Below are 19659 nucleotides of genomic sequence, written 5' to 3' on the forward strand. Positions count from 1 at the left end.
GATGCAACTATTTTATAATCCCGACATACAACAGGGCGACAGCAGCTTTATTTTTGATAAAGAAGAAAGCCGCCACATTGTTAAAGTACTGCGTAAAAAGGAAGGTGACATCATACACATTTCTAATGGTAAAGGCTCACTTTTTACTTCGGAAATCATATTTGCTTCGGAGAAGAAATGCGAAGTGAATATTACCGGCGTAGAAAATTTTGACCCACTTCAATATTACCTTCACCTTGCAGTAGCGCCGACTAAAATGAACGACCGTTACGAGTGGTTTTTGGAGAAAGCGACAGAAATAGGCATTAGTGAAATAACGCCGCTTATCTGTGAACACAGCGAACGCACCATCTTCAAAGCAGACCGGTTTGAGAAAATTCTTCAAAGCGCGATGAAACAATCTTTGCAATATTACCTGCCGAAATTGAACGAGCCGGTGCCATTCAAAAATTTCATTGCCGATAAAAAAGAAGGCCAGCTATTCATAGCCCATTGCGAAGAAACCGATAAAAAACTTTTGAAAACCGAATTGCAGCCGAAGCAGAAAGTAACCATTCTAATAGGCCCTGAGGGCGATTTTTCAACCAAGGAGATAGAACTGGCACTGTCGAACAATTATATACCCGTATCTTTAGGCAATACCCGCCTGCGTACAGAAACAGCTGCAGTCGTGGCAGCTCACAGCGTAGCATTTGTGAACGAAGAATAATTGCGAATTACAATTACACATGAACGATAAGAATAACGACCGCGTACGCAAAATGTCCTTCGCAGTTGTGTACCCACACTATATAACTAAGGCTGAGAAGAAAGGCCGCAACAAGGCAGAGGTTGATGAGATCATTGAATGGCTTACAGGTTATGATGGTAAGGCACTGCAGGAAATCCTTGACAATAAAACCAACTTTGGAGATTTCTTTGCCAATGCAAAACTGCATCCGAATGCTTCAATGATTACAGGCGTGATCTGCGGTTATCGCGTTGAAGATATTGAGGATACATTTATGCAGCAGGTTCGCTATCTTGATAAACTGGTAGATGAGCTGGCAAAAGGCAAAGCAATGGAGAAGATACTACGCAAATAATTATGAATTACGCTTATATTTACATTCCAATTTCTGCGTTATCATAAAATGAAAAAACTCCACTACATACTCCTTCTTTCTCCTGCCCTGCTTTTGGCGCAGGAAATCGCTGTGCTCAAATATTCAGGCGGCGGCGACTGGTACGGCAATCCTACTGCCCTGCCCAACCTGGCGAAATTCTGCAACCAGAATATCAATACAAAAATTCCGGCAAAGACCGCAACAGTTGAGGTTGGAAGCCCTGACCTCTTCTCTTATGCCTTTGTACATATGACAGGCCATGGCAACGTGGTTTTCAGTGATAATGATGTCATCAACCTGCGCAATTACCTAACATCCGGTGGATTTTTGCATGTAGATGATAATTATGGGATGGACAAGTACATTCGACGTGAGTTGAAACGAATTTTCCCCGACAAGGAACTTGTAGAAGTGCCTGCAAACCATAAAATATTCCAGGGTCCATTCTTGTTTTCAGGCGGTTTACCGAAGATTCATGAGCACGACAACCAAAGGCCCCAAGCGTTTGCAATAATCCTTGAGGGGCGCATTGTATGCCTCTACACCGTAGAAACTGACCTTGGTGACGGGTGGGAAGACCAGGAAGTACATAACGACCCGCGTGAAGTTCGCGAGAAAGCCCTGAAAATGGGTGCCAACATTTTACACTACGCATTTACGAACTAGATTACTTGTTACATGTTTCAACCTTTCTTAATCTTATATTAAAGGCAACAGCATTAGTAATTTTTTTCATACATTCGATAAAGTTTTAACACTTATACCGAATGGTAACTTCAAAAATTATTGCTAACGGAATTGTTCGTGCCGTACTTATAATAGCTGCTATTTATGTAGGCCTGATTTTCCTTTTCAAAATACAAAATGTGCTGCTATATCTTTTTGTAGCGCTTATTGTAAGCATGATAGCCAGCCCTATTGTTTATTTCCTTAAGCGCAGGCTGCGCTTTCCGCACGTTGTAGCCGTTATTGTAACACTTGTTTTTTTATTGTCTTTACTTGCCGGCTTCATCTATTTGTTTGTTCCCTTGATAATTACGCAAAGCGAGAACTTATCTTTACTTGATACTGCCAAACTTCAGCAGGATCTCAATACACTTATTGCACAGGTAAACGATTATTTCGGGATTGATACAGAGAAATTACTTAAGGAAAGTGACCTCACCTCTAAACTCGACTTTAATTTTATCCCGAACCTGGTTAACTCCATACTCGGCATAGTAAGCGGTTTTGGTGTAGGGTTAGCCTCGGTTTTATTCATAACTTTCTTTTTCCTTAAAGACCGTAAACTATTTACAATCGGAGCTAAAAAGATACTTCCCGAAGCCCATGAAGATAAGATAATCAATTCTTTCAGAAAGATAAATCATCTGCTAAGCCGTTATTTTATAGGACTTATAGTGCAGATGTCAATACTGTTTGTATTGTACCTGATTGTATTACTTATTTTTGGTGTAGAAAACGCCTTTATCATAGCCTTTGTAACAGCACTGCTAAACATAATTCCATACATAGGTCCGTTGATTGCTACAGCTTTAGTGCTTATCCTTACAATGCTCGGCCACATTGGGCCTGAATCTCAGGGAGAAATGTTCTCAACTACATTGTATGTATTTATAGGTTATTGCGTGGCACAGTTTATTGATAATAATATAACTACACCACTTGTATTCAGCAATAGCGTAAACTCTCACCCGCTAGAAATATTTATAGTAATTTTGGCCAGCGGCTTTGTGTTTGGGGTACTCGGCATGATCGTTGCGGTTCCGCTTTATACAGCCATAAAGGTAGTAGCCAAAGAATTCTGGCCGCGCAACCCTGTTGTGAGAATACTTACTAAAGATATTTAAGCTTGTTTGAAAATTTACTAGCGCCCGAAATACAAGAATTTATCCGGGAAAACTCAGGGCAAAATCCCTCCTCCCTTGCCCTGAAGAAAAATCCTTTTCCCGGCAACGATTGGCAAGCTATTATTAGCCAGATTGCCGCTCGTGAGAAGGCGAAAGATAAGCTGCCAACATGGTACGATGCGGAAAATATTATTTACCCTTCAAAAATTTCTGTAGAGCAGACATCATCTGAAACAACGGCTCAGTTTAAGGCCAAACTGGTTTCAGGTGAAAACCTGATAGACCTTACAGGTGGCTTTGGTGTTGACGATCAATACTTTGCCAAAGTTGTAAATCATGTTACTCATTGTGAACTTAACCCTGAATTATCAGCAATAGCAGCACATAATTTTAAAATTCTCGGGGCGGACAACATTACCTGCATTACCGGAGACAGTTTTGAAACACTTAAAAATTCAGGGCAAAAATGGGACTGGATATACATTGACCCATCACGCCGCAGTGATGCAAAAGGTAAAGTCTTTATGCTAAAAGACTGCCTGCCTAATGTGCCTGAACTGCTTGACATATATTTAACTTATAGCAACAACATCCTGATAAAGACCGCACCCATTCTCGACATTTCAGCCGGATTTAGTGAACTTAGTTATGTAAAGTCCGTTTACATTGTTGCGCTGAATAATGAAGTAAAAGAGCTTTTATGGCACATAGAACGAGGTTTTAATGATGAACCTGCCTTACATAGTATTAACCTTGAAAAAGGCCGTACAGACAGCTTTACAGCCCCGTTGCAAAGTGATGCGGTTGTCCACTACGCTAACCCGTTAAAATACTTATACGAGCCTAATGCTGCAATTATGAAATCGGGTGCATTTGCAGAAGTTGCCGAACAGTTTGATGTGAAAAAACTACACCCCCATTCACATCTTTATACTTCAGATATGATAATTGATTTCCCCGGAAGGAGATTTGAAGTACAGCAGGTTATTCCCTATTCAAAAAAGGAAATGAAAGAATTTATACAGGCAAAAAAAATGAACGTTACCGTTCGAAACTTTCCGCAAACTGTAGAAGACATCCGCAAAAAATGGAAAATAAGCGATGGCGGTGAGACTTATACATTTTTCACAACTCGTATGAACAATGAGAAAATTGTGGTACTTTGCGCCAAAATTTAATGATTGATGAAGAAGATTTTATTGCTGCTGATGCTGGGAGTAACCATTAGCAGTATTGCACAAAAAGAATGTGACTATGCCATGAATGCCAAAGAAGATGGCAAGATGATAAAAAGCACAAAAGAATATATGATGTATGAGCGTGTATTTGGCGGCACAAGCACGTTTGTTTTCTTTTCTCTCACAAGTTCAGACGGATTGCCGATGCTTAATTTCCAGATGCTTGCAAAAAGTAAGGAATTCCCCAAAGCGCAATGTTTAGACAAAGCCTCAAAAATATACCTGCAACTTGAAAATAATAAAGTTGTAACCCTCATAAATGCACTTGAAACAGAAAATTGTGCCGGGCTTATGTATGATGCTGATAACAAAAACAACATCAGGGTGCTATCTGGGACGTTTCTATTTACTAAAGGCAGTCTTGAAGAACTGGAGAAAAGCCGCGTAACCATGATGCGAGTAAAGTATGCTACGGAAATGGTTGACTACAGTATAAAAAAAGAACTTACAAGCGAAACCAATACAGTTAAATACTCACCCGAAAATTATTTTATTAATAACCTGAAGTGTATACAATAGATTGCAAATGCTATATTGTTGAGGCTTAAAGACTTTAACAATGTAGTTCAAAAAAAAATTAAAAAACCTTAAAAAATAGTTGCAGATAATAGAATTGAAAGTTACATTTGCAACCGCAAAAGGCTAATGCCTTGGCGCAAGCAGGAGAGGTGCCGGAGTGGTAACGGAGCAGATTGCTAATCTGTCGGCGAGCAATCGTCGCCAGGGTTCGAGTCCCTGTCTCTCCGCTTCTTTCGGGGTGTAGCGTAGCCCGGTCATCGCGCCTGGTTTGGGACCAGGAGGTCGCAGGTTCGAATCCTGCCACCCCGACTAAAAAGCCTTCAAAGGCAGTCAAAAACCCGCAAATCATTAGTATTTGCGGGTTTTTTGTTTTTTTTATATCAAAAAACACCAAAGAATATCAATCTAAATGTGAGCAATTGCGTGAGCGAATTTCATAGTTTAATTTTACTCACCTATTAGCAGATAAGTAATTGAAAACAATGTTTTGCATCAATTATTTTGAGGCTTCTTATTGCAGTTTGATACCCTTATGATCCGTTTCCCGTGAGCAGTTTTCTGGAACGAATACAAAATGTATCTGTTTAACACAAAATGTATTGGTATGAGAAGCAAAAACACCTTTGGTATCCAGTTTATTATCAGGATGCCAAAACCACAGAAAAGTAATCAGGCAACGGTATATGCCCGCATTACCGTTAACGGTCGCAGGGCTGAAATTTCCTTAAAGCAGAAAGTAGAACCTAAAGATTGGGATGATGTGAGGGGGCGTGCAAAGGGGAAGCGTGAAGAGATAATAAAACTCAATAGCCATATTGAGCGTGTGCGCGTAATCATAGCCGACGGCTATAATGACCTTGTTCAACAACGTAAAGCCGTAACGGTAGATAGAGTTAAGTCATTATTTGTTGGCGGCGAGGCAGATACAATGACATTGAGTAAACTTGTTGCGTATCATAATCAGGAAGCAACCTACAAGCTTGCACTGGGTACAATAAAGAATTATCACACTACGCAAAAGTACATAGAAAGGTTCCTTAAGGAGAAATACAAAAGAAATGATATTGCCCTCTCAGAGCTTAATTACCGCTTTGTAATGGACTTTGAAAGCTATCTTGCGGCCTATGTCCCCCAAGACCACCAAAAGCCCCTTAAGAACAATGGTATCATGAAACACATTGAGCGGCTTCGTAAGATGGTCAACCTTGCAATTACATTAGATTGGCTATCCAAAGATCCATTCGCGAGTTACAAAAAGCATTTTGACAAAGTGGAACGCGAATGCCTAAGCAGTGAGGAATTGTCTAATCTTATAAAAAAACAGTTTACCATTCAACGCCTGCAACAAGTTCGTGATATGTTTCTGTTTAGCTGTTATACAGGACTTGCCTATATTGATTTAGTGGAACTGACCAATGATAATATTGTTAAAGGTATTGATGGCGGACTTTGGATATCAATTAGCAGGGCGAAAACCGATACATGTGTTCGTGTGCCGCTTTTACCCCAAGCAGAGGTACTTATTGAAAAATATCGGGATGATCCGAGAGCGCAACATAGCGGAACAGCATTTCCTGTGATTTCCAATCAGCGTATGAACGGTTACCTAAAGGAAATTGCGGATATTTGCGGTATAACGAAAAAGCTAACATTCCACATCGCCCGTCATACTTTTGCCACTACTGTAACATTAAGCAACGGTGTGCCAATTGAAAGTGTTTCAAAAATGCTTGGACATACCAGTATTCGCACCACACAGATTTATGCCAAAGTAATAGAAAGTAAACTGAGTGAGGATATGGGCAAGCTCTGTGCTCGATTAGGAAATGGAATTTAAGTCAAGGTAAATGCAAAGTGTTCGAATTCCTTATTACTCTAATTAAATGGAAAAACGTAAAACGTACGACCGTAATTTTAAATTTAACGCCGTCAAATTAGGGGTTGAAAGAGGTCTCCATAAAGTTTCAAAAGAGTTAGGTATACCATCTTCAAATATATACAGCTGGCAAAAGGAACTCCAAGAATTTGGAACGGGAAGTTTTTGCGGAAGTGGTTATTTTAAAAACCCCGAGCAAAAAGAATTTTCGACCTTAAAAAAAACTGGAAGAATTGAAACTTCAAATTGAAATTTTTAAGAACGCAAATAAGCATATCGCTGCGGGGGAAACCTATGATCTTCCACTTTATTGAGAACAATCTGGACAGGTACCCATTATGGAAAATGTGTAAAGCATTAGGAATATTGACAGGAACCTATCATAAATGGAAAAGCCAGGCAAAATCTCCAAGGCAACGACAGAGTCTTTTATTGGAACAAGAAGTAACTGCAATATTTTATGAGTACAAACAGCGCTATGGCAATATAAGAATTTCGGAAGAATTAAAAAGCCGGGGCATTAAATTATCACCGGCTCAGGTTACCTTTACATGAAAAAATTAGGCCTTGTGAGTAAGCTAAGCACCAGCAATAAATCCAAGTATAGTTCACCATTTATTCCTTACAATCCCTGTATTTTTCCTAACATTCTAAACCGGCAATTTAACGCTGAAAAACCTGATCAGGTTTGGGTCTCGGCTATAACGAGCATTCAAACAGTAACAGGACTTTTATTCCTAACAATTATCATGGACTTATATGACCGGAACATTATTGGATGGAGCCTCAGCGACAGACTAATGATAAAAGAAACGTCGATGCCAGCTTGGGAAATGGCCGTTCAGGATCGTACAATAAAGAAAGAATTACTATTCCATTCAGACAGAGGACCACAGTATGCGAATAAAGCATTTACCCGTAAACTAGCCTCATATAAATGTATTAAGCGCAGTATGAGCCGGAAGGGAAATTATTTAGATAATGCTATACCAAGGAACTTTTTTACCTCCCTTAAGTCTGAACTTGTACAATCAGACGATCCTGTGACAAAAAAACAAATTGAAGAAGCATTGATAGCCTCCTCCAGAAATTGCTCCAAATAAACTTATAGGGTATAAATCAACACCTTTCAGATGATAAAAAAATATGACCGTGCTTTTAAGGAGCATGCTGTTAAATTAAGTTATGAACGAGGCAAGGGACAAATTGTCGTTATTGAACGAGAACTCGGAATTACACCGAGTTGCCTGAACAGATGGCGGCAGGATTTTGAAAAATATGGGGCAGGAAGTTTCTGCGGGACAGGTTATTTAAAATTAACACCCAACCAATCTGTAATTACTGAACTCGAAAATAAAATTAAAGACTCAGAAGTTGCTCTGGAAATTTTAAAGCGAGGCACCGGATCTGTTACTCAGGGAAAAATAGCAACCAAACAATTCATTGAAGAAAATAAAGGTAAATTTTCAATTTTAAAAATGTGTGCTGTATTGGGCGTGTCGAGAACTACCTATTACCGCAGGAAGAAACAGGAATTATCAGATACAGAATCCCGAATAATTTTACTCAAACAAGAGATTGTCTCCATATTTAATGAACATAAGCAAACTTATGGATGCAGAAAAATTACAAAAGAGCTTCACAAACGGGGATTTAAGATACAGAGTGCGCAGGTCACCAGTTATATGAGAATGCTTGGCCTACGTTGTAAAACCAAGAGGAAGTATAAGCCGACCACCGATTCAAATCACAACCATTATACATTTCCTAATGTTTTAAACAGGCAATTTACTGTTGATGCGCCCGCCAAGGCATGGGTTTCAGACATCACATATATCCAAACGGTGAGAGGTTTCGTATATCTAACTATTATTATGGACTTGTTTGATAGAAAAATTATTGGATGGAATCTAAGTAATAGAATGAAGACTAAAGAAACTACTTTGCCTGCTTGGGAAATGGCGGTTAAAAACAGAAAAATTACGAAGGATTTGATTTTTCATTCCGATAAAGGGGTTCAATATGCCAATAAGATTTTCTGTAAGGCTTTAAATGCTCACAAGTTCGTCAGGCAGAGTATGAGCCGCAAACAAAACCATAATGATAATGCCGTCTGCGAAAGTTTTTTCAGGTCTTTTAAGTTGGAATTACTTAATGGAAGTACACTTTTGGCAAGAAAACAAATGAAAGTCGAAGTAGATGATTATATCGAAAATTGGTACAATAAAAAAAGAAGGCATTCATTTTTGGACTACAAGACCATCGAAGAATTTGATCGAATCAATAATTTAATCTGAATCAATACTATTAGTTAATGCAAAATTTGCCTTTCGGTATAAAAGATTATGACATAAATCCACTTATAAAGTAAGGACAAGGATGTGTATTTCATCTTTGTCCTTTTTTAAATTCAGTTTATCTTAAAGCTTTGAACATTTGTTCAATTGCTTTCTTTTTTGTTCCATATTAGGATGAACATAAAGATTTAAAGTTGTACTTATGTTAGAATGGCCCAATAAAACACTAACTGTTTTGTAATCACAATTGCTTTCTATACATCTGGTTGCAAAACTATGTCTTAGTCCATGAAATTTAAGATCTGGCATGCCTAAGTCTTTCATAAGAGTTTTATAGTAACTTCTATAGGTTCTTGGTTCAGTCGGTTTAGCATCATTTGTCAAGACAAAAAATGAAGGGTTAACTATCTTCTTGAAAGGCTTAAGTATTTTTAAAAGATCTTTATTTAAAGGTATGTCGCGAATCGAGTTTTTAGTTTTTGGAGTGTCCAAAATCAACTCTGTTTTCCGTAAACCATCATCTATATTATAAATTCGTTGTATCGTTCGCCTGACGTTAATTATTCCGTTATCAGTATCAATATCCTCCCATGTGAGAGCGCAGATTTCTCCAATACGAATACCGGCACTTAAACAAATATAAACTCCCAGATTTCGAAATGTGAAGTGTTCTTGAATATAGTTCATTATTTTTTTCTGGTCACTTCGACTCAAAACGTCAATACTTTGTTTTTCACGATCTGTGGGAAATTGAATATCGAAAGGTGTGTAATTTAAAAATTTTCTTTTTGCTCCGAATTTTAAGATCATTTTTAATACAATCAAAATATCTTTGATTGTCTTTTGACTTAAACCATTATTCAATTTCTGAAACACAAATAATTGTACATCAGCCTCCTGTACTTCCCTTTTATCACCAAAATTAGGCAATAAATGGTTTTCAATTAATAGTATGTAGGCTGAAAAACTTGATTTCTTTACATACTGCTTTTTGTCTGCTTTCCACAGATCAATTACTTCGAAAATTTGCTTTTGTTGATTCATATAAGTTAATTTTTACAAACTGTTCAAAGAAAAGAAATACACACAAAACCTTTAGGATTTAAAAGAACGAATGTTCCCAATTTGAGATTCCCTGGGTTTGAGGGGGAATGGGAAGTGAAAAAATTGGTAGATGTTGCAAAAATTATTGGAGGCGGAACTCCAGACACAAACATTGAAGAATATTGGAATGGCAACATCCAATGGTTTACACCAAGCGAGATAAAATCGAGTTTTGTTACAAAAAGCAACAGGACAATTACAGAATTAGGTTTAAAAAGGTCATCTGCAAAATTATTGCCCAAGGGAACAATTCTGTTAACAACAAGGGCTACAATTGGCGAAGTTGCTATTGCCAATGAACAGTGCTCTACGAACCAAGGATTTCAATCTTTGATAGTGAACGATACAACAAATAATATTTTCATATCTAATTGGATTAAACATAATAAAAATGAGTTCATTAAACGAGCTAATGGTTCTACTTTTTCAGAAATAAGTAGATCAGAGATAGAAGATATCGAGGTGTTTATTCCATCAATTAATGAGCAGGAAAAAATAGCGAGCCTTTTATCATTAATTGACGAAAGAATCCAAACCCAAAGCAAAATAATTGAACAATTAGAAACCTTAATTAAAGGGCTAAGTGAAAAGCTGTTTTCTCAGAAACTGAGGCTACGAGGATTTACGCAAGAATGGACGACGAAAAGCGGAGATGAAATATTTACAAATATTTCAAATAAAAATCATGATTCAGACCTACCCATTCTAGCTGTAACACAAGAATATGGGGCAATTCCAAGAAACTTAATTGACTACAATGTAACTGTCACAGAAGAAAGTGTTAGTGGCTACAAAGTTGTTGAAAAAGGAGATTTCATTATTAGCCTAAGATCTTTTCAAGGAGGTATAGAATATTCTGAATATGACGGAATTTGTAGCCCTGCATATGTTATCTTACGCCCTGTAATTCCTGTAGACAGAACTTTTTATAAATATTACTTAAAAACTGGTAGTTACATAATAAATCTTAATAAGAGGTTGGAAGGAATCAGGGATGGGAAGATGATAAGTTATAAATATTTCTCAGAAATACTATTACCTTTTCCATCTCACAAAGAACAAACAGCTATAGCCAAATTTCTTTCTTCAATCGACGGTAAAAGGCGGATGGAGAAAAGTTTGTTAGATGGATATCAATCTCAAAAGCGATATTTATTACAAAACCTATTTATATAAACAAGTTTTGTAGGAGGTGCAGTTTTTGCATTTGATAATTTTGCAGTAATTTTTTTTCAATAATTATTCTTTCATCAATAGAGGAAAGAAATTGGGCGATGATAATTTGCTCTTTTGGCAAGGCAATAATATGTGCAATTTCATTAATCCCCCTTAGAAATATTATATCGGGTACTCCCTTGTGCCAACCTAACTATTTGTTTTCTGAATACTGAATTTCTAAAAAGATAACTAGCAAAAAGGGGATTAAGAATTTGTAGTGAAAATGCTCTAAATCCAAAACAAAAACTATTTAAATACATTTCGTTTACTTCTTCTAATAAAACTGAGGACATTCCTATTTCATAAGGGGTTTCTGATGAAATAGTAAAAAAAGCATCCCCATACTTTACACTATTTTGACTTTCATTTTCTATAATTTCTACAAGGCCACAATTTTCTATTTGAACTTTAGAAGAATCAAAAATTTGTTTGTATTGAATATAGGGTTTACCTTTTCCAAAATTATCTTTCGTTTTTCCTGACAGACCGTTAAAAGGTTGTCCTATCTCTCCCAAGTTCCTCAATTCCCATTCATGCCTAAATTCTTTAAATCTAATATTCTGAGAAAACAGCTTTTCACTTAGCCCTTTAATTAAAGATTTATTTTCCTCTGTGAATACGATTCGCTATCGGCTTTATACACAGACTCATAATGAAAGGAATGAATTGGTACAGATTAGAGATATTTTAAATTATGAACAACCGACGAAATATTTGGTTACAAATACAGATTACTCTTTTAATATTGAGTCAACACCTGTTTTGACTGCAAATAAAGCCTTTATATTAGGATATACAGATGAAGATTTCGGAATTTATGATAAAGGAGAGAATATTATTTTTGATGATTTTACCATGGATATGAAATTTGTTGATTTTCCTTTTAAAGTAAAATCTTCTGCTATAAAAATACTAACAGCTAAACGAAATGTGGATTTGAAATTTATGTTTGAATATTTGTTCTTCTTAGATTTATCATCTAATGAACATAAGCGTCATTATATTTCAGAAATTGAGCCAATGAAAATTTCACTGCCAGATTTCAACCAACAGAAGCAGATTTCAATCGTTTTATCTAGTATTGACAAAAAACTAAAAACTGAATCTGAAATTCGTATGTTATTGATAAAACAAAAACAATATTTGTTGGCTAATTTATTTATATAAACAAATTAGTTAGTAAGTATTTTTCTCTACTTCTAATTTTTGTAAAAGCTGAAGTTCAATATTAATTTTTGAGTCAAAAGATGAAAGGAAATTAGCGATTTTCAATTGTTCTTCCGGTGGAGGAATTGAAATTTTAAACTTTGAAAACTCTGTTTTGTTAATAATAGGCATTGTAGATGAGGCTTGGATAGATTTTATAAATCCTGAAATGTTTGCAATCGCATAGAACACAAATTCATTATTAAAATCTGAATTAGGGATAAGGGAATTAATTTGTTGGTTTGTCACACAAGGTTTTAATGATAAACTCATCTTACCAATTGAAGCTATACAAGTAAACATTATGCTCTTAGGTGGTAAAATTTTTAACTTGTCAGTTTTTTTAATTGTCCTTTCAGTTGTATATTGATACTTATCTAGACGTATGTCTGTTGGTGTTACAAACTGTATATCTCCATCCCACAAGTCTAGATCTGCGGTACTTGGCGTTTTTCCTGTAATTATTTGGCCAATATCTCCGAGCATTATGTTTTTCCAATCACCAAAGGAATAATCATTATCATCTTTAAATCTCAATTCACGTGAGAATAACTGCTTGTTAAGCGTATTCTTTAGCAATTTAAGTTCCTCAATTATTTTGTTTTGAGTTTGAATACGAAGGTCTAATAGCGATAAAAAATCAGCTATTTTCTTTTGCTCTTCTTTACTTGGCAAAGCAATAGAGAAGCTTTTCAAATCGCCTCCATTTATTGAGTTTATAGTAGCTCCTAAGTTTTTATTTACAGTTTCTTTATATTTTTGAGTATCAAACCATTGAAAAATAAATTGATTAAAGGGACTTCTATAAACCGACATAAACGCACCAAACGCAAGACCTTCATTTTCTTTTTTTATGAGTGCATTTTTACCTATTAAATTTTTGCTGCCATTTCTGACGCATATTAAAATATCATTTTCCTTCACCTGATTATAATTCAAAACTTTTACATACACATTATCATCAAAAACTATGTTTCTATTTTGAACATTGGAAGACCTTAGAACTAATACACCATTTTCATTAATATCATTAGGATTATAAGTTAGTCCATTTACAATCTCTCCAATTTCCCCTAACTTCTTTACTTCCCATTCCCCCTCAAACCCAGGGAATCTCAAATTGGGAACGTTACCTACTTTTAATTCTTTATTAGCCATCTCAATAATTCAAATTTCGTTAGTAAAAGCATTAAGGATATAAATTAGAAAGTTAGTCCCAATTCCTTAAAATATCCTTCTATTTCTTTGTCCAATTCTGCCCGTTTGGCTTCCAAGGATTTGATTTCCTGCATTACCGCCTGAATATCTACAGGCTCTTCTTCTACATGTGTACTTATATATCGCGAAATATTAAGATTGTAGCCGTTTTCCTCAATCTCTCTTATTGGAACTCTACGTGAATAGCGCTCTTCTTCATTTCGGAACTGATATGTTTCTACTATTTTGTCTATGTCATTTGGCTCCCCGTTATCTCCCTCACGTAAACGGTTTTGCCGTTTGTCCTTTTTATAGCATTCACTTGCATTGATAAACAATACATCGTCAAATCTCTTGCATTTTTTTAATATAAGAATGCAAACCGGAATACCTGTAGAAAAGAACAGATTTGAAGGCAGTCCAATTACAGTATCTATATGATTATCTTTTAGTAACTTGGTGCGAATCCGTTCTTCGGCACCGCTTCGGAACAATACTCCATGCGGAAGTATAATTGCCATCGTTCCTTCATTAGAAAGATAATGAAAGCCATGAATTAAAAAAGCAAAATCGGCTGCTGATTTTGGTGCCAAACCGTAACTTTTGAAGCGGAAATCATCTGCCAGCCTATCATTAGGTTCCCATTTCAAACTGAAAGGAGGATTGGCAACAATACCATCAAATTCAATTTTCTTAGCAGGATTCATTTCATTAAGCATATCCCAATCATTCAAAAGTGTATCTCCATGATGAATCTCAAATTCGGTGTCTTTTACTCCGTGAAGTAACATATTCATACGAGCAAGGTTATATGTGGTAATGTTCTTCTCTTGTCCGTATATCTTTCCTATATGACCACCGCTTTCCTCTAATTGTCGGCGTACATTCAACAATAATGATCCCGAACCACAGGCGAAATCCAGTACCCTATCTAATTTTTTTCTTTTCTCCTAAAGAAGGGTTCTGACTATCTAAGATCACAATTTTTGATAAGATGGTAGACATCTGCTGCGGTGTATAAAATTCACCTGCTTTTTTGCCTGAGCCTGCTGCAAACTGCCCAATAAGATATTCGTAAGCATCCCCTAAAATATCAGTGTCGGTAGAAAAAACAGCAATCCCTTCTGCAATTTTTTGAATGATATTACAAAGTTTTTTATTCCTTTCAGGAGCTGTTTTGCCTAATTTTTCAGAATTCAGATTGATTTCAGAAAATAATCCTTGAAAGGTACTTTCAAAAGATTCATTTTCTATATATCTAAAACCCTCTTCAAGTGTAATTAATAAGTCATTGTTTTGAGTCCTGGCTAACTCTGCAATATTACTCCACAAATGTTGCGGTTTGATGACATAATGAATTTTTCTTCGCATTTGCTTTTCAAAATCAGGCACATCTGCTTTGTATGCTGTATACCACAAGCCTAAAGCTGTAAAATTGTCATCTTGCTTTAATTGTGGATAATCTTTCCCTAATTCTTTTTTTGCTGCTTCTTCGTAGTTATCAGATAAATACCGTAGAAAAAGAAATGAAAGCATATAATCGCGAAAATCATCTGCATTCATTGCTCCGCGTAGTTGATCAGCTATTTCCCAAAGGGTTTTACCCAATTGTTGTTGTTCTTTTAATGTCATAATTATTTTATTTCTTCAACAAGTATTTCAGGTAAATAAAATTCATATTTTCTAAGAAACTCTTGTAATATGTTTTTAAAAAGTTTTTTATTATCCGCACCCATTTCCACTGGTTCATAAATAGAATATTTACCATGGCTCAACAGGTTTAAAGCACGAGCGTATAATGTTTCGTCATTTATCCCATGAATGCACTTAGAAAAATCATCAAAACCAAAAAAAAGTTGCTGTTTTTTCTAAGGTACTTCGCAACATGTTAAAATGATAAGTACTAATTTTATTTGATTCTGCAGCATGTTTTAACTCACTTAAAAGAGCCACATGATGAAAAAAAGGCGTATCATCAGTTGCCCTTAAAGTATGCCCATCTGTTCCATTTTTGTGTAGAAAGTATCGCTTATGATTATTCTTTTTCAATTCATTGCAAATCACATTAAAAAATAGATTGTGGTGAGAGGATATAATGATTTTTACTTTACCAATTCCTTTTATTAATGTCTTAACTAAATCGCTTGCCACAGCAATTGCATTATTGTCATCCAATGAAGAAATAGGATCGTCTATATAAATATACTTTACCCAATTGTAAGCTTCATCACCGTCTATAGTTAATTCACATATTACCAGGAAAATACACCAAATAAAGATATTTTCCTCTCCACGAGAGATTTTAATATTATCTTGAACAATATATTCTGGTTCATCTGTATTGGGTTTGTATTTCGGATTTTTAATTCCTTTACGAAATACAACTTGCCATTTTTCATAATCTATTTTAAAGTCAAATTCAGCATAACGTTCCAAATAAACGAAAATTTTTTCTTCCAAAGCCAGTTCTCTGAAACCATTGAAGAAATTTGATTTGGAATTTATTTTAAGGGTACGATCTCTGTCATTATCCAAATCGTTATCCCAATAAAAAAGATCCTCAGTGAAGGCAGTAAAATAAAGTGTATCTGAACTAGCTAATTGTTTACCTTTATCTTTAAAAGCCATAGAAATTCGAGTTTTCCCTGTTCCATTATATGCATACAACAATACAAAATCTACATTATTTAAATCATCTCGTAATCTAGTTACGAGATGTGATATCAATTTGAAATTGTGTAATTTGGGTTGATTACTCATACGCCGCCAATCCAGATATTTCACGACCTAATGCCTGTTTTTTTAGGTGGGGAACTAAGTCTTCCATTAATGAAAGCTCTTTGTCCTACGTTCTTTCCAACTTAGTTCCAAAGGTTCTAAGAGGTCTGTCAGCCTTTCTCCATCAAAAATCATCCGATTCATAACTTCATCTATAAAACCTTTCAAGGTCGTCGCAGGTAAGTTATGTTTGTTTGCAATAGCTAATAATTCTTTATTGTTTTTCTCTATCTTAAATATCTCGTACCCATTACGCAAAGCCTGTTCATCTTGTCCGCTATTCCAATCTAGGCCATTAATGTAGTCGGTGAGATCTTCTTGTTCTTCCATCAAATTGGAACTTGATGTAAGTAAACTAATTACTTGCATTTTCGTCATTTTTTGCTTAGTCGGTGCCTTCTGCATATTCTCGGCAATTAATGACATAATATAGTCGTAATCTATCAATGTGGAAGCAAAAAGAACAAATTCAAAATCAAGTTGCTGTATATCCACTGGAGCTTTATTCCCTTCTTCCTTCTGTATTTTTTTGAATTGTTTAGCTGTTTCTATATACGAACTCCTGAATGACCTCAAAGTGTCATCAGGCAATATCGTTTCAATAACATCTCTCTGTTCGTTATTTAAGTCTGTATATTGGTCGAGCTGAGTTTTTAGTCGTTGTACCTCTTTAAAGTTTTTTACAAATGCAATTTTAGCAGCGTCACCCCTTAAATTATAAACTTCTTCTGGCTCACAAACCAAATTATTTTTTGACATAAAATCGGCTAATTGAGCTACTGCTTCCTTATACTTTTCAATTACCATAGGTGCTGGATCAACCAACCATATTTCTCTAGCCTTTTCTTTAGAGTCTTCGCCTGAGAATAAAGTAATAGCAGCGTTTACTGAACTTTGTTGATGGCGAAAATCTAAAATATTTCCATAAGGCTTGGTGTCATTAAGAACGCGATTAGTTCGGGAAAATGCCTGTATCAATCCGTGGTATTTTAGGTTTTTATCTACATACAGTGTATTGAGGTATTTTGAATCAAAACCAGTAAGTAACATATCTACGACAATCGTAATATCAATTTTATTTCTATGTGGATAGTCTGCGTTACTATACTTATGATCTTTTATGCGTTTTTTGAATGTCCTGATAGTATGAATCAAACTCATTAATACTTTTATTAGTACCATATTGTCTGTTATAATCATCGATAATAGTTTTTAATGCCGCTTTCTTCTCTTCAGGATTTTCTTTATTATCTTCTTTCTCCTGTTCTAAATCTTCCTGAATCTGCTGGATGTCCTTATTACCTTCTGCTGGTGGAGAAAACACACAGGTTACATTAAGAGGTTCATAATCTTCGTCTTCTGACCCTTTTTGTTTCTGTACTTCTTTAAAAAGACGATAATATTCTATTGCACTATTGATAGAGGCAGTAGCAAGAACAGCATTGAAACGCCTGTTGTTCGTAGCTCCATTATGTTTTTCAATTATGGCCTCAACCACTGCTCGCTGTGCAATTGTTTCACCTGGCTTAAGTTGTAAACTTCCTTGCCCTTTGAAATAATCTATATGAAAACGCAACACATTTTTATCATCTATTGCATGGGTGATAGTGTACGCGTGCAGTTGCTTCTCAAAAATATCATCAGTCGTTTTATAAAATGCCTGTTCACCTTCTCGGACCGTATAGGTAGAATTTTCCGGAAAAATAGGTGTACCCGTAAACCCAAAAAGTTGTGCATTGGGAAAGAATTCCTTTATAGCTTTATGATTATCTCCAAATTGTGAACGGTGACACTCGTCAAAAATGAAAACTATCCGCTTTTTACTCAAAGGCTGTAGACGTTCTTTAAAGTTTTTTCTATTACTTTGATCAAGGGCCAAGCCTAATTTTTGAATAGTCGTGACAATCACCTTATCCGCATAATCAACAGAAAGCAGCCGCCTTACTAGGGCTTCTGTATTAGTGTTTTCTTCAACACTCCCTTCCTGAAACTTATTGAATTCTTCCCGAGTTTGTCTGTCTAAATCTTTACGATCTACTACAAAAAGACATTTTTCAATATCGGGATTATTTTTTAATAATGTAGAAGCTTTAAAAGATGTTAATGTTTTACCACTGCCTGTTGTGTGCCAGATGTATCCATTTCCACGATTCTGCTGAATGCAATCTACAATAGCTTTTACTGCATAAATTTGATAGGGGCGCATTACTAGCATTTTTTGCTCGCTTTCTACCAATACCATATATTTACTTATTAACTCTCCTAATGTGCATTTAGGAAGAAACTTTTCTGCAAAAGAATCTATATGAGTAATTTTCTTATTCTGCTCGTCCGCAAATTGATAAACTGGCAAAAATTGTTCATCAGAATTAAAACTGAAGTGTTGATTTCTGTTATTAGCAAAATAATAAGTATTACTTCTGTTACTTACTATGAATAATTGCATAAAACACAACAAAGAATTAGTATATCCGTTTCCTGGATCATTTTTATAATCCACAATCTGCTGCATCGCTTTACGCGGAGAAATCTCCAGTGTTTTCAGCTCAATCTGAACAATTGGGATACCATTGATGAGTATAAGGATATCATACCGATGATTGCTGTTTTCTGTGTTTATTCTCAATTGGTTAATAACCTCATACTCATTTTTACACCAGTCCTTAATATTTACCAATGTATAATGTAATGGCGTTCCATCTTCACGTTGAAAATAATTCCTAGTGCGTAATAATTTTGAAGCTGTAAAGACATCAGAGTTGACAATATCTGCTTTTAGACGTTCAAATTCATTATCTGTTAACTTTACTTGGTTGAGAGTTTCAAATTTTTCACGGAAATTTTTTTCAAGAGAATTTCTGTCACATATATTTTTGCGATAAGTATATTTAAGTTCTTGTAGCTTTTGTAAAAGAATGTTTTCAATATGTATTTCTCTAATCATAATAGTTTCCCATGAAATTAAGGTATCAAAAATACCAAATAAATAAAACGTAATTTATAAGAATCTTTTTAGTTCTTATAATTTTTCTTGAGATTGTTCTATTACACAATGATTCTAATTCATAAATCTATTAGGGGTAAATTAGTATAGTTTTTCAATTTCCTTGCCTTCAACATTAAATAATTAATGCAAGCGGTTCAATATGTAAACTTCTAAAACTTTGTCTCGACTTCAATTATCTTCTCCTATCGTAGCGGTTTTGATAAATGATTCAGGCTTTGTTTGTAATTAGGTTAAAGAAATATTTGAAAGCAATTCACGGATGC

The 19659-nt window shown here is 35.4% G+C and carries 18 protein-coding genes, 2 tRNA genes and 1 pseudogene; 14 read left to right on the forward strand and 7 right to left on the reverse strand.

Features of this window, described 5'->3' with window-relative positions:
* Position 1 precedes the first annotated feature (1 nt).
* The 12 genes from LRS05_RS11295 (at position 2) to LRS05_RS11350 (ending at position 8886) form a co-directional block, all read left to right on the forward strand.
* Positions 2–709, forward strand: coding sequence for a 16S rRNA (uracil(1498)-N(3))-methyltransferase (locus LRS05_RS11295; RefSeq protein ID WP_257868423.1), 708 nt, complete (start codon positions 2–4; stop codon positions 707–709).
* A 19-nt stretch (positions 710–728) separates the two neighbouring features.
* Entirely contained in the window at positions 729–1085 is a 357-nt protein-coding gene (locus LRS05_RS11300; protein ID WP_257868424.1) for a DUF2200 domain-containing protein, read from the forward strand.
* A 48-nt stretch (positions 1086–1133) separates the two neighbouring features.
* Entirely contained in the window at positions 1134–1772 is a 639-nt protein-coding gene (locus LRS05_RS11305; protein ID WP_257868425.1) for a DUF4159 domain-containing protein, read from the forward strand.
* 101 nt (positions 1773–1873) lie between these two features.
* Positions 1874–2956, forward strand: a complete 1083-nt coding sequence (locus tag LRS05_RS11310) for an AI-2E family transporter (protein ID WP_257868426.1) — start codon at positions 1874–1876, stop codon at positions 2954–2956.
* A gap of 2 nt (positions 2957–2958) precedes the next feature.
* Positions 2959–4134 carry a class I SAM-dependent methyltransferase gene (locus LRS05_RS11315; protein WP_257868427.1) on the forward strand — a complete coding sequence of 392 codons (1176 nt, stop codon included), beginning with the start codon at positions 2959–2961 and terminating at the stop codon, positions 4132–4134.
* A gap of 6 nt (positions 4135–4140) precedes the next feature.
* The gene (locus LRS05_RS11320) at positions 4141–4713 is read left to right on the forward strand and encodes a hypothetical protein (protein ID WP_257868428.1); all 573 of its coding nucleotides are present in this window, start codon (positions 4141–4143) and stop codon (positions 4711–4713) included.
* A 143-nt stretch (positions 4714–4856) separates the two neighbouring features.
* Positions 4857–4940 (forward strand) — tRNA-Ser (locus tag LRS05_RS11325).
* A 7-nt stretch (positions 4941–4947) separates the two neighbouring features.
* Positions 4948–5022: transfer RNA gene (locus tag LRS05_RS11330), tRNA-Pro, on the forward strand.
* A 295-nt stretch (positions 5023–5317) separates the two neighbouring features.
* Positions 5318–6550 carry a site-specific integrase gene (locus LRS05_RS11335; RefSeq protein ID WP_257868429.1) on the forward strand — a complete coding sequence of 411 codons (1233 nt, stop codon included), beginning with the start codon at positions 5318–5320 and terminating at the stop codon, positions 6548–6550.
* 46 nt (positions 6551–6596) lie between these two features.
* Positions 6597–6839: a transposase gene (locus LRS05_RS11340; protein ID WP_257868430.1), complete on the forward strand. Its 243-nt coding sequence runs from the start codon at positions 6597–6599 to the stop codon at positions 6837–6839.
* A 301-nt stretch (positions 6840–7140) separates the two neighbouring features.
* Complete coding sequence (locus tag LRS05_RS11345) at positions 7141–7692, forward strand: DDE-type integrase/transposase/recombinase (RefSeq protein WP_257868431.1); 552 nt, start codon at positions 7141–7143, stop codon at positions 7690–7692.
* Positions 7693–7722: 30 nt separating this feature from the next.
* Positions 7723–8886 (forward strand): IS3 family transposase, encoded by a 1164-nt coding sequence (locus LRS05_RS11350; protein WP_257868432.1) that lies wholly within the window; start codon positions 7723–7725, stop codon positions 8884–8886.
* Between the two features lie 123 nt (positions 8887–9009).
* Here LRS05_RS11350 and LRS05_RS11355 read toward each other — a convergent pair whose 3' ends face one another.
* Positions 9010–9930, reverse strand: coding sequence for a site-specific integrase (locus LRS05_RS11355; RefSeq protein ID WP_257868433.1), 921 nt, complete (start codon positions 9928–9930; stop codon positions 9010–9012).
* An 81-nt stretch (positions 9931–10011) separates the two neighbouring features.
* Here LRS05_RS11355 and LRS05_RS11360 point away from each other — a divergent pair, with 81 nt between their 5' ends.
* A complete protein-coding gene (locus tag LRS05_RS11360) occupies positions 10012–11166 on the forward strand; it encodes a restriction endonuclease subunit S (RefSeq protein ID WP_257868434.1) in 1155 nt (384 codons plus the stop codon).
* Positions 11167–11309: 143 nt separating this feature from the next.
* Here the strand turns inward: LRS05_RS11360 and LRS05_RS11365 are convergent, their stop codons facing one another.
* Entirely contained in the window at positions 11310–11723 is a 414-nt protein-coding gene (locus tag LRS05_RS11365) for a hypothetical protein (protein ID WP_257868435.1), read from the reverse strand.
* Between the two features lie 97 nt (positions 11724–11820).
* On the opposite strand from LRS05_RS11365, the gene LRS05_RS11370 reads away from it, so the two are divergent.
* Positions 11821–12375: a restriction endonuclease subunit S gene (locus LRS05_RS11370; protein WP_257868436.1), complete on the forward strand. Its 555-nt coding sequence runs from the start codon at positions 11821–11823 to the stop codon at positions 12373–12375.
* A gap of 9 nt (positions 12376–12384) precedes the next feature.
* On the opposite strand, the gene LRS05_RS11375 is transcribed toward LRS05_RS11370, so the two are convergent.
* The 5 genes and pseudogenes from LRS05_RS11375 to LRS05_RS11400 form a co-directional block, all read right to left on the reverse strand.
* Positions 12385–13572 (reverse strand): restriction endonuclease subunit S, encoded by a 1188-nt coding sequence (locus LRS05_RS11375; RefSeq protein WP_257868437.1) that lies wholly within the window; start codon positions 13570–13572, stop codon positions 12385–12387.
* Between the two features lie 44 nt (positions 13573–13616).
* A pseudogene (locus tag LRS05_RS17675) lies at positions 13617–15243 on the reverse strand (type I restriction-modification system subunit M).
* A gap of 207 nt (positions 15244–15450) precedes the next feature.
* A complete protein-coding gene (locus LRS05_RS11390; RefSeq protein ID WP_257868440.1) occupies positions 15451–16239 on the reverse strand; it encodes an AAA family ATPase in 789 nt (262 codons plus the stop codon).
* Between the two features lie 198 nt (positions 16240–16437).
* Positions 16438–17589: a hypothetical protein gene (locus tag LRS05_RS11395; RefSeq protein ID WP_257868441.1), complete on the reverse strand. Its 1152-nt coding sequence runs from the start codon at positions 17587–17589 to the stop codon at positions 16438–16440.
* A complete protein-coding gene (locus LRS05_RS11400) occupies positions 17498–19333 on the reverse strand; it encodes a type I restriction endonuclease subunit R (RefSeq protein WP_257868442.1) in 1836 nt (611 codons plus the stop codon). Before LRS05_RS11400 ends, LRS05_RS11395 begins: the two co-directional genes overlap by 92 nt.
* Positions 19334–19659 lie beyond the last annotated feature (326 nt).

Source organism: Flavobacterium sp. J372, assembly GCF_024699965.1.
Lineage (GTDB): Bacteria > Bacteroidota > Bacteroidia > Flavobacteriales > Flavobacteriaceae > Flavobacterium.

Bases quoted from the DNA above. Each gene is read 5' to 3' on its own strand.
- LRS05_RS11355 (WP_257868433.1), bottom strand. From the start codon at position 9,930: ATGAATCAACAAAAGCAAATTTTCGAAGTAATTGATCTGTGGAAAGCA.
- LRS05_RS11340 (WP_257868430.1), top strand. From the start codon at position 6,597: ATGGAAAAACGTAAAACGTACGACCGTAATTTTAAATTTAACGCCGTC.
- LRS05_RS11390 (WP_257868440.1), bottom strand. From the start codon at position 16,239: ATGGCTTTTAAAGATAAAGGTAAACAATTAGCTAGTTCAGATACACTT.
- LRS05_RS11300 (WP_257868424.1), top strand. From the start codon at position 729: ATGAACGATAAGAATAACGACCGCGTACGCAAAATGTCCTTCGCAGTT.
- LRS05_RS11400 (WP_257868442.1), bottom strand. From the start codon at position 19,333: ATGATTAGAGAAATACATATTGAAAACATTCTTTTACAAAAGCTACAA.
- LRS05_RS11350 (WP_257868432.1), top strand. From the start codon at position 7,723: ATGATAAAAAAATATGACCGTGCTTTTAAGGAGCATGCTGTTAAATTA.
- LRS05_RS11375 (WP_257868437.1), bottom strand. From the start codon at position 13,572: ATGGCTAATAAAGAATTAAAAGTAGGTAACGTTCCCAATTTGAGATTC.
- LRS05_RS11345 (WP_257868431.1), top strand. From the start codon at position 7,141: ATGAAAAAATTAGGCCTTGTGAGTAAGCTAAGCACCAGCAATAAATCC.
- LRS05_RS11305 (WP_257868425.1), top strand. From the start codon at position 1,134: ATGAAAAAACTCCACTACATACTCCTTCTTTCTCCTGCCCTGCTTTTG.
- LRS05_RS11335 (WP_257868429.1), top strand. From the start codon at position 5,318: ATGAGAAGCAAAAACACCTTTGGTATCCAGTTTATTATCAGGATGCCA.
- LRS05_RS11395 (WP_257868441.1), bottom strand. From the start codon at position 17,589: ATGATTATAACAGACAATATGGTACTAATAAAAGTATTAATGAGTTTG.
- LRS05_RS11320 (WP_257868428.1), top strand. From the start codon at position 4,141: ATGAAGAAGATTTTATTGCTGCTGATGCTGGGAGTAACCATTAGCAGT.
- LRS05_RS11310 (WP_257868426.1), top strand. From the start codon at position 1,874: ATGGTAACTTCAAAAATTATTGCTAACGGAATTGTTCGTGCCGTACTT.
- LRS05_RS11295 (WP_257868423.1), top strand. From the start codon at position 2: ATGCAACTATTTTATAATCCCGACATACAACAGGGCGACAGCAGCTTT.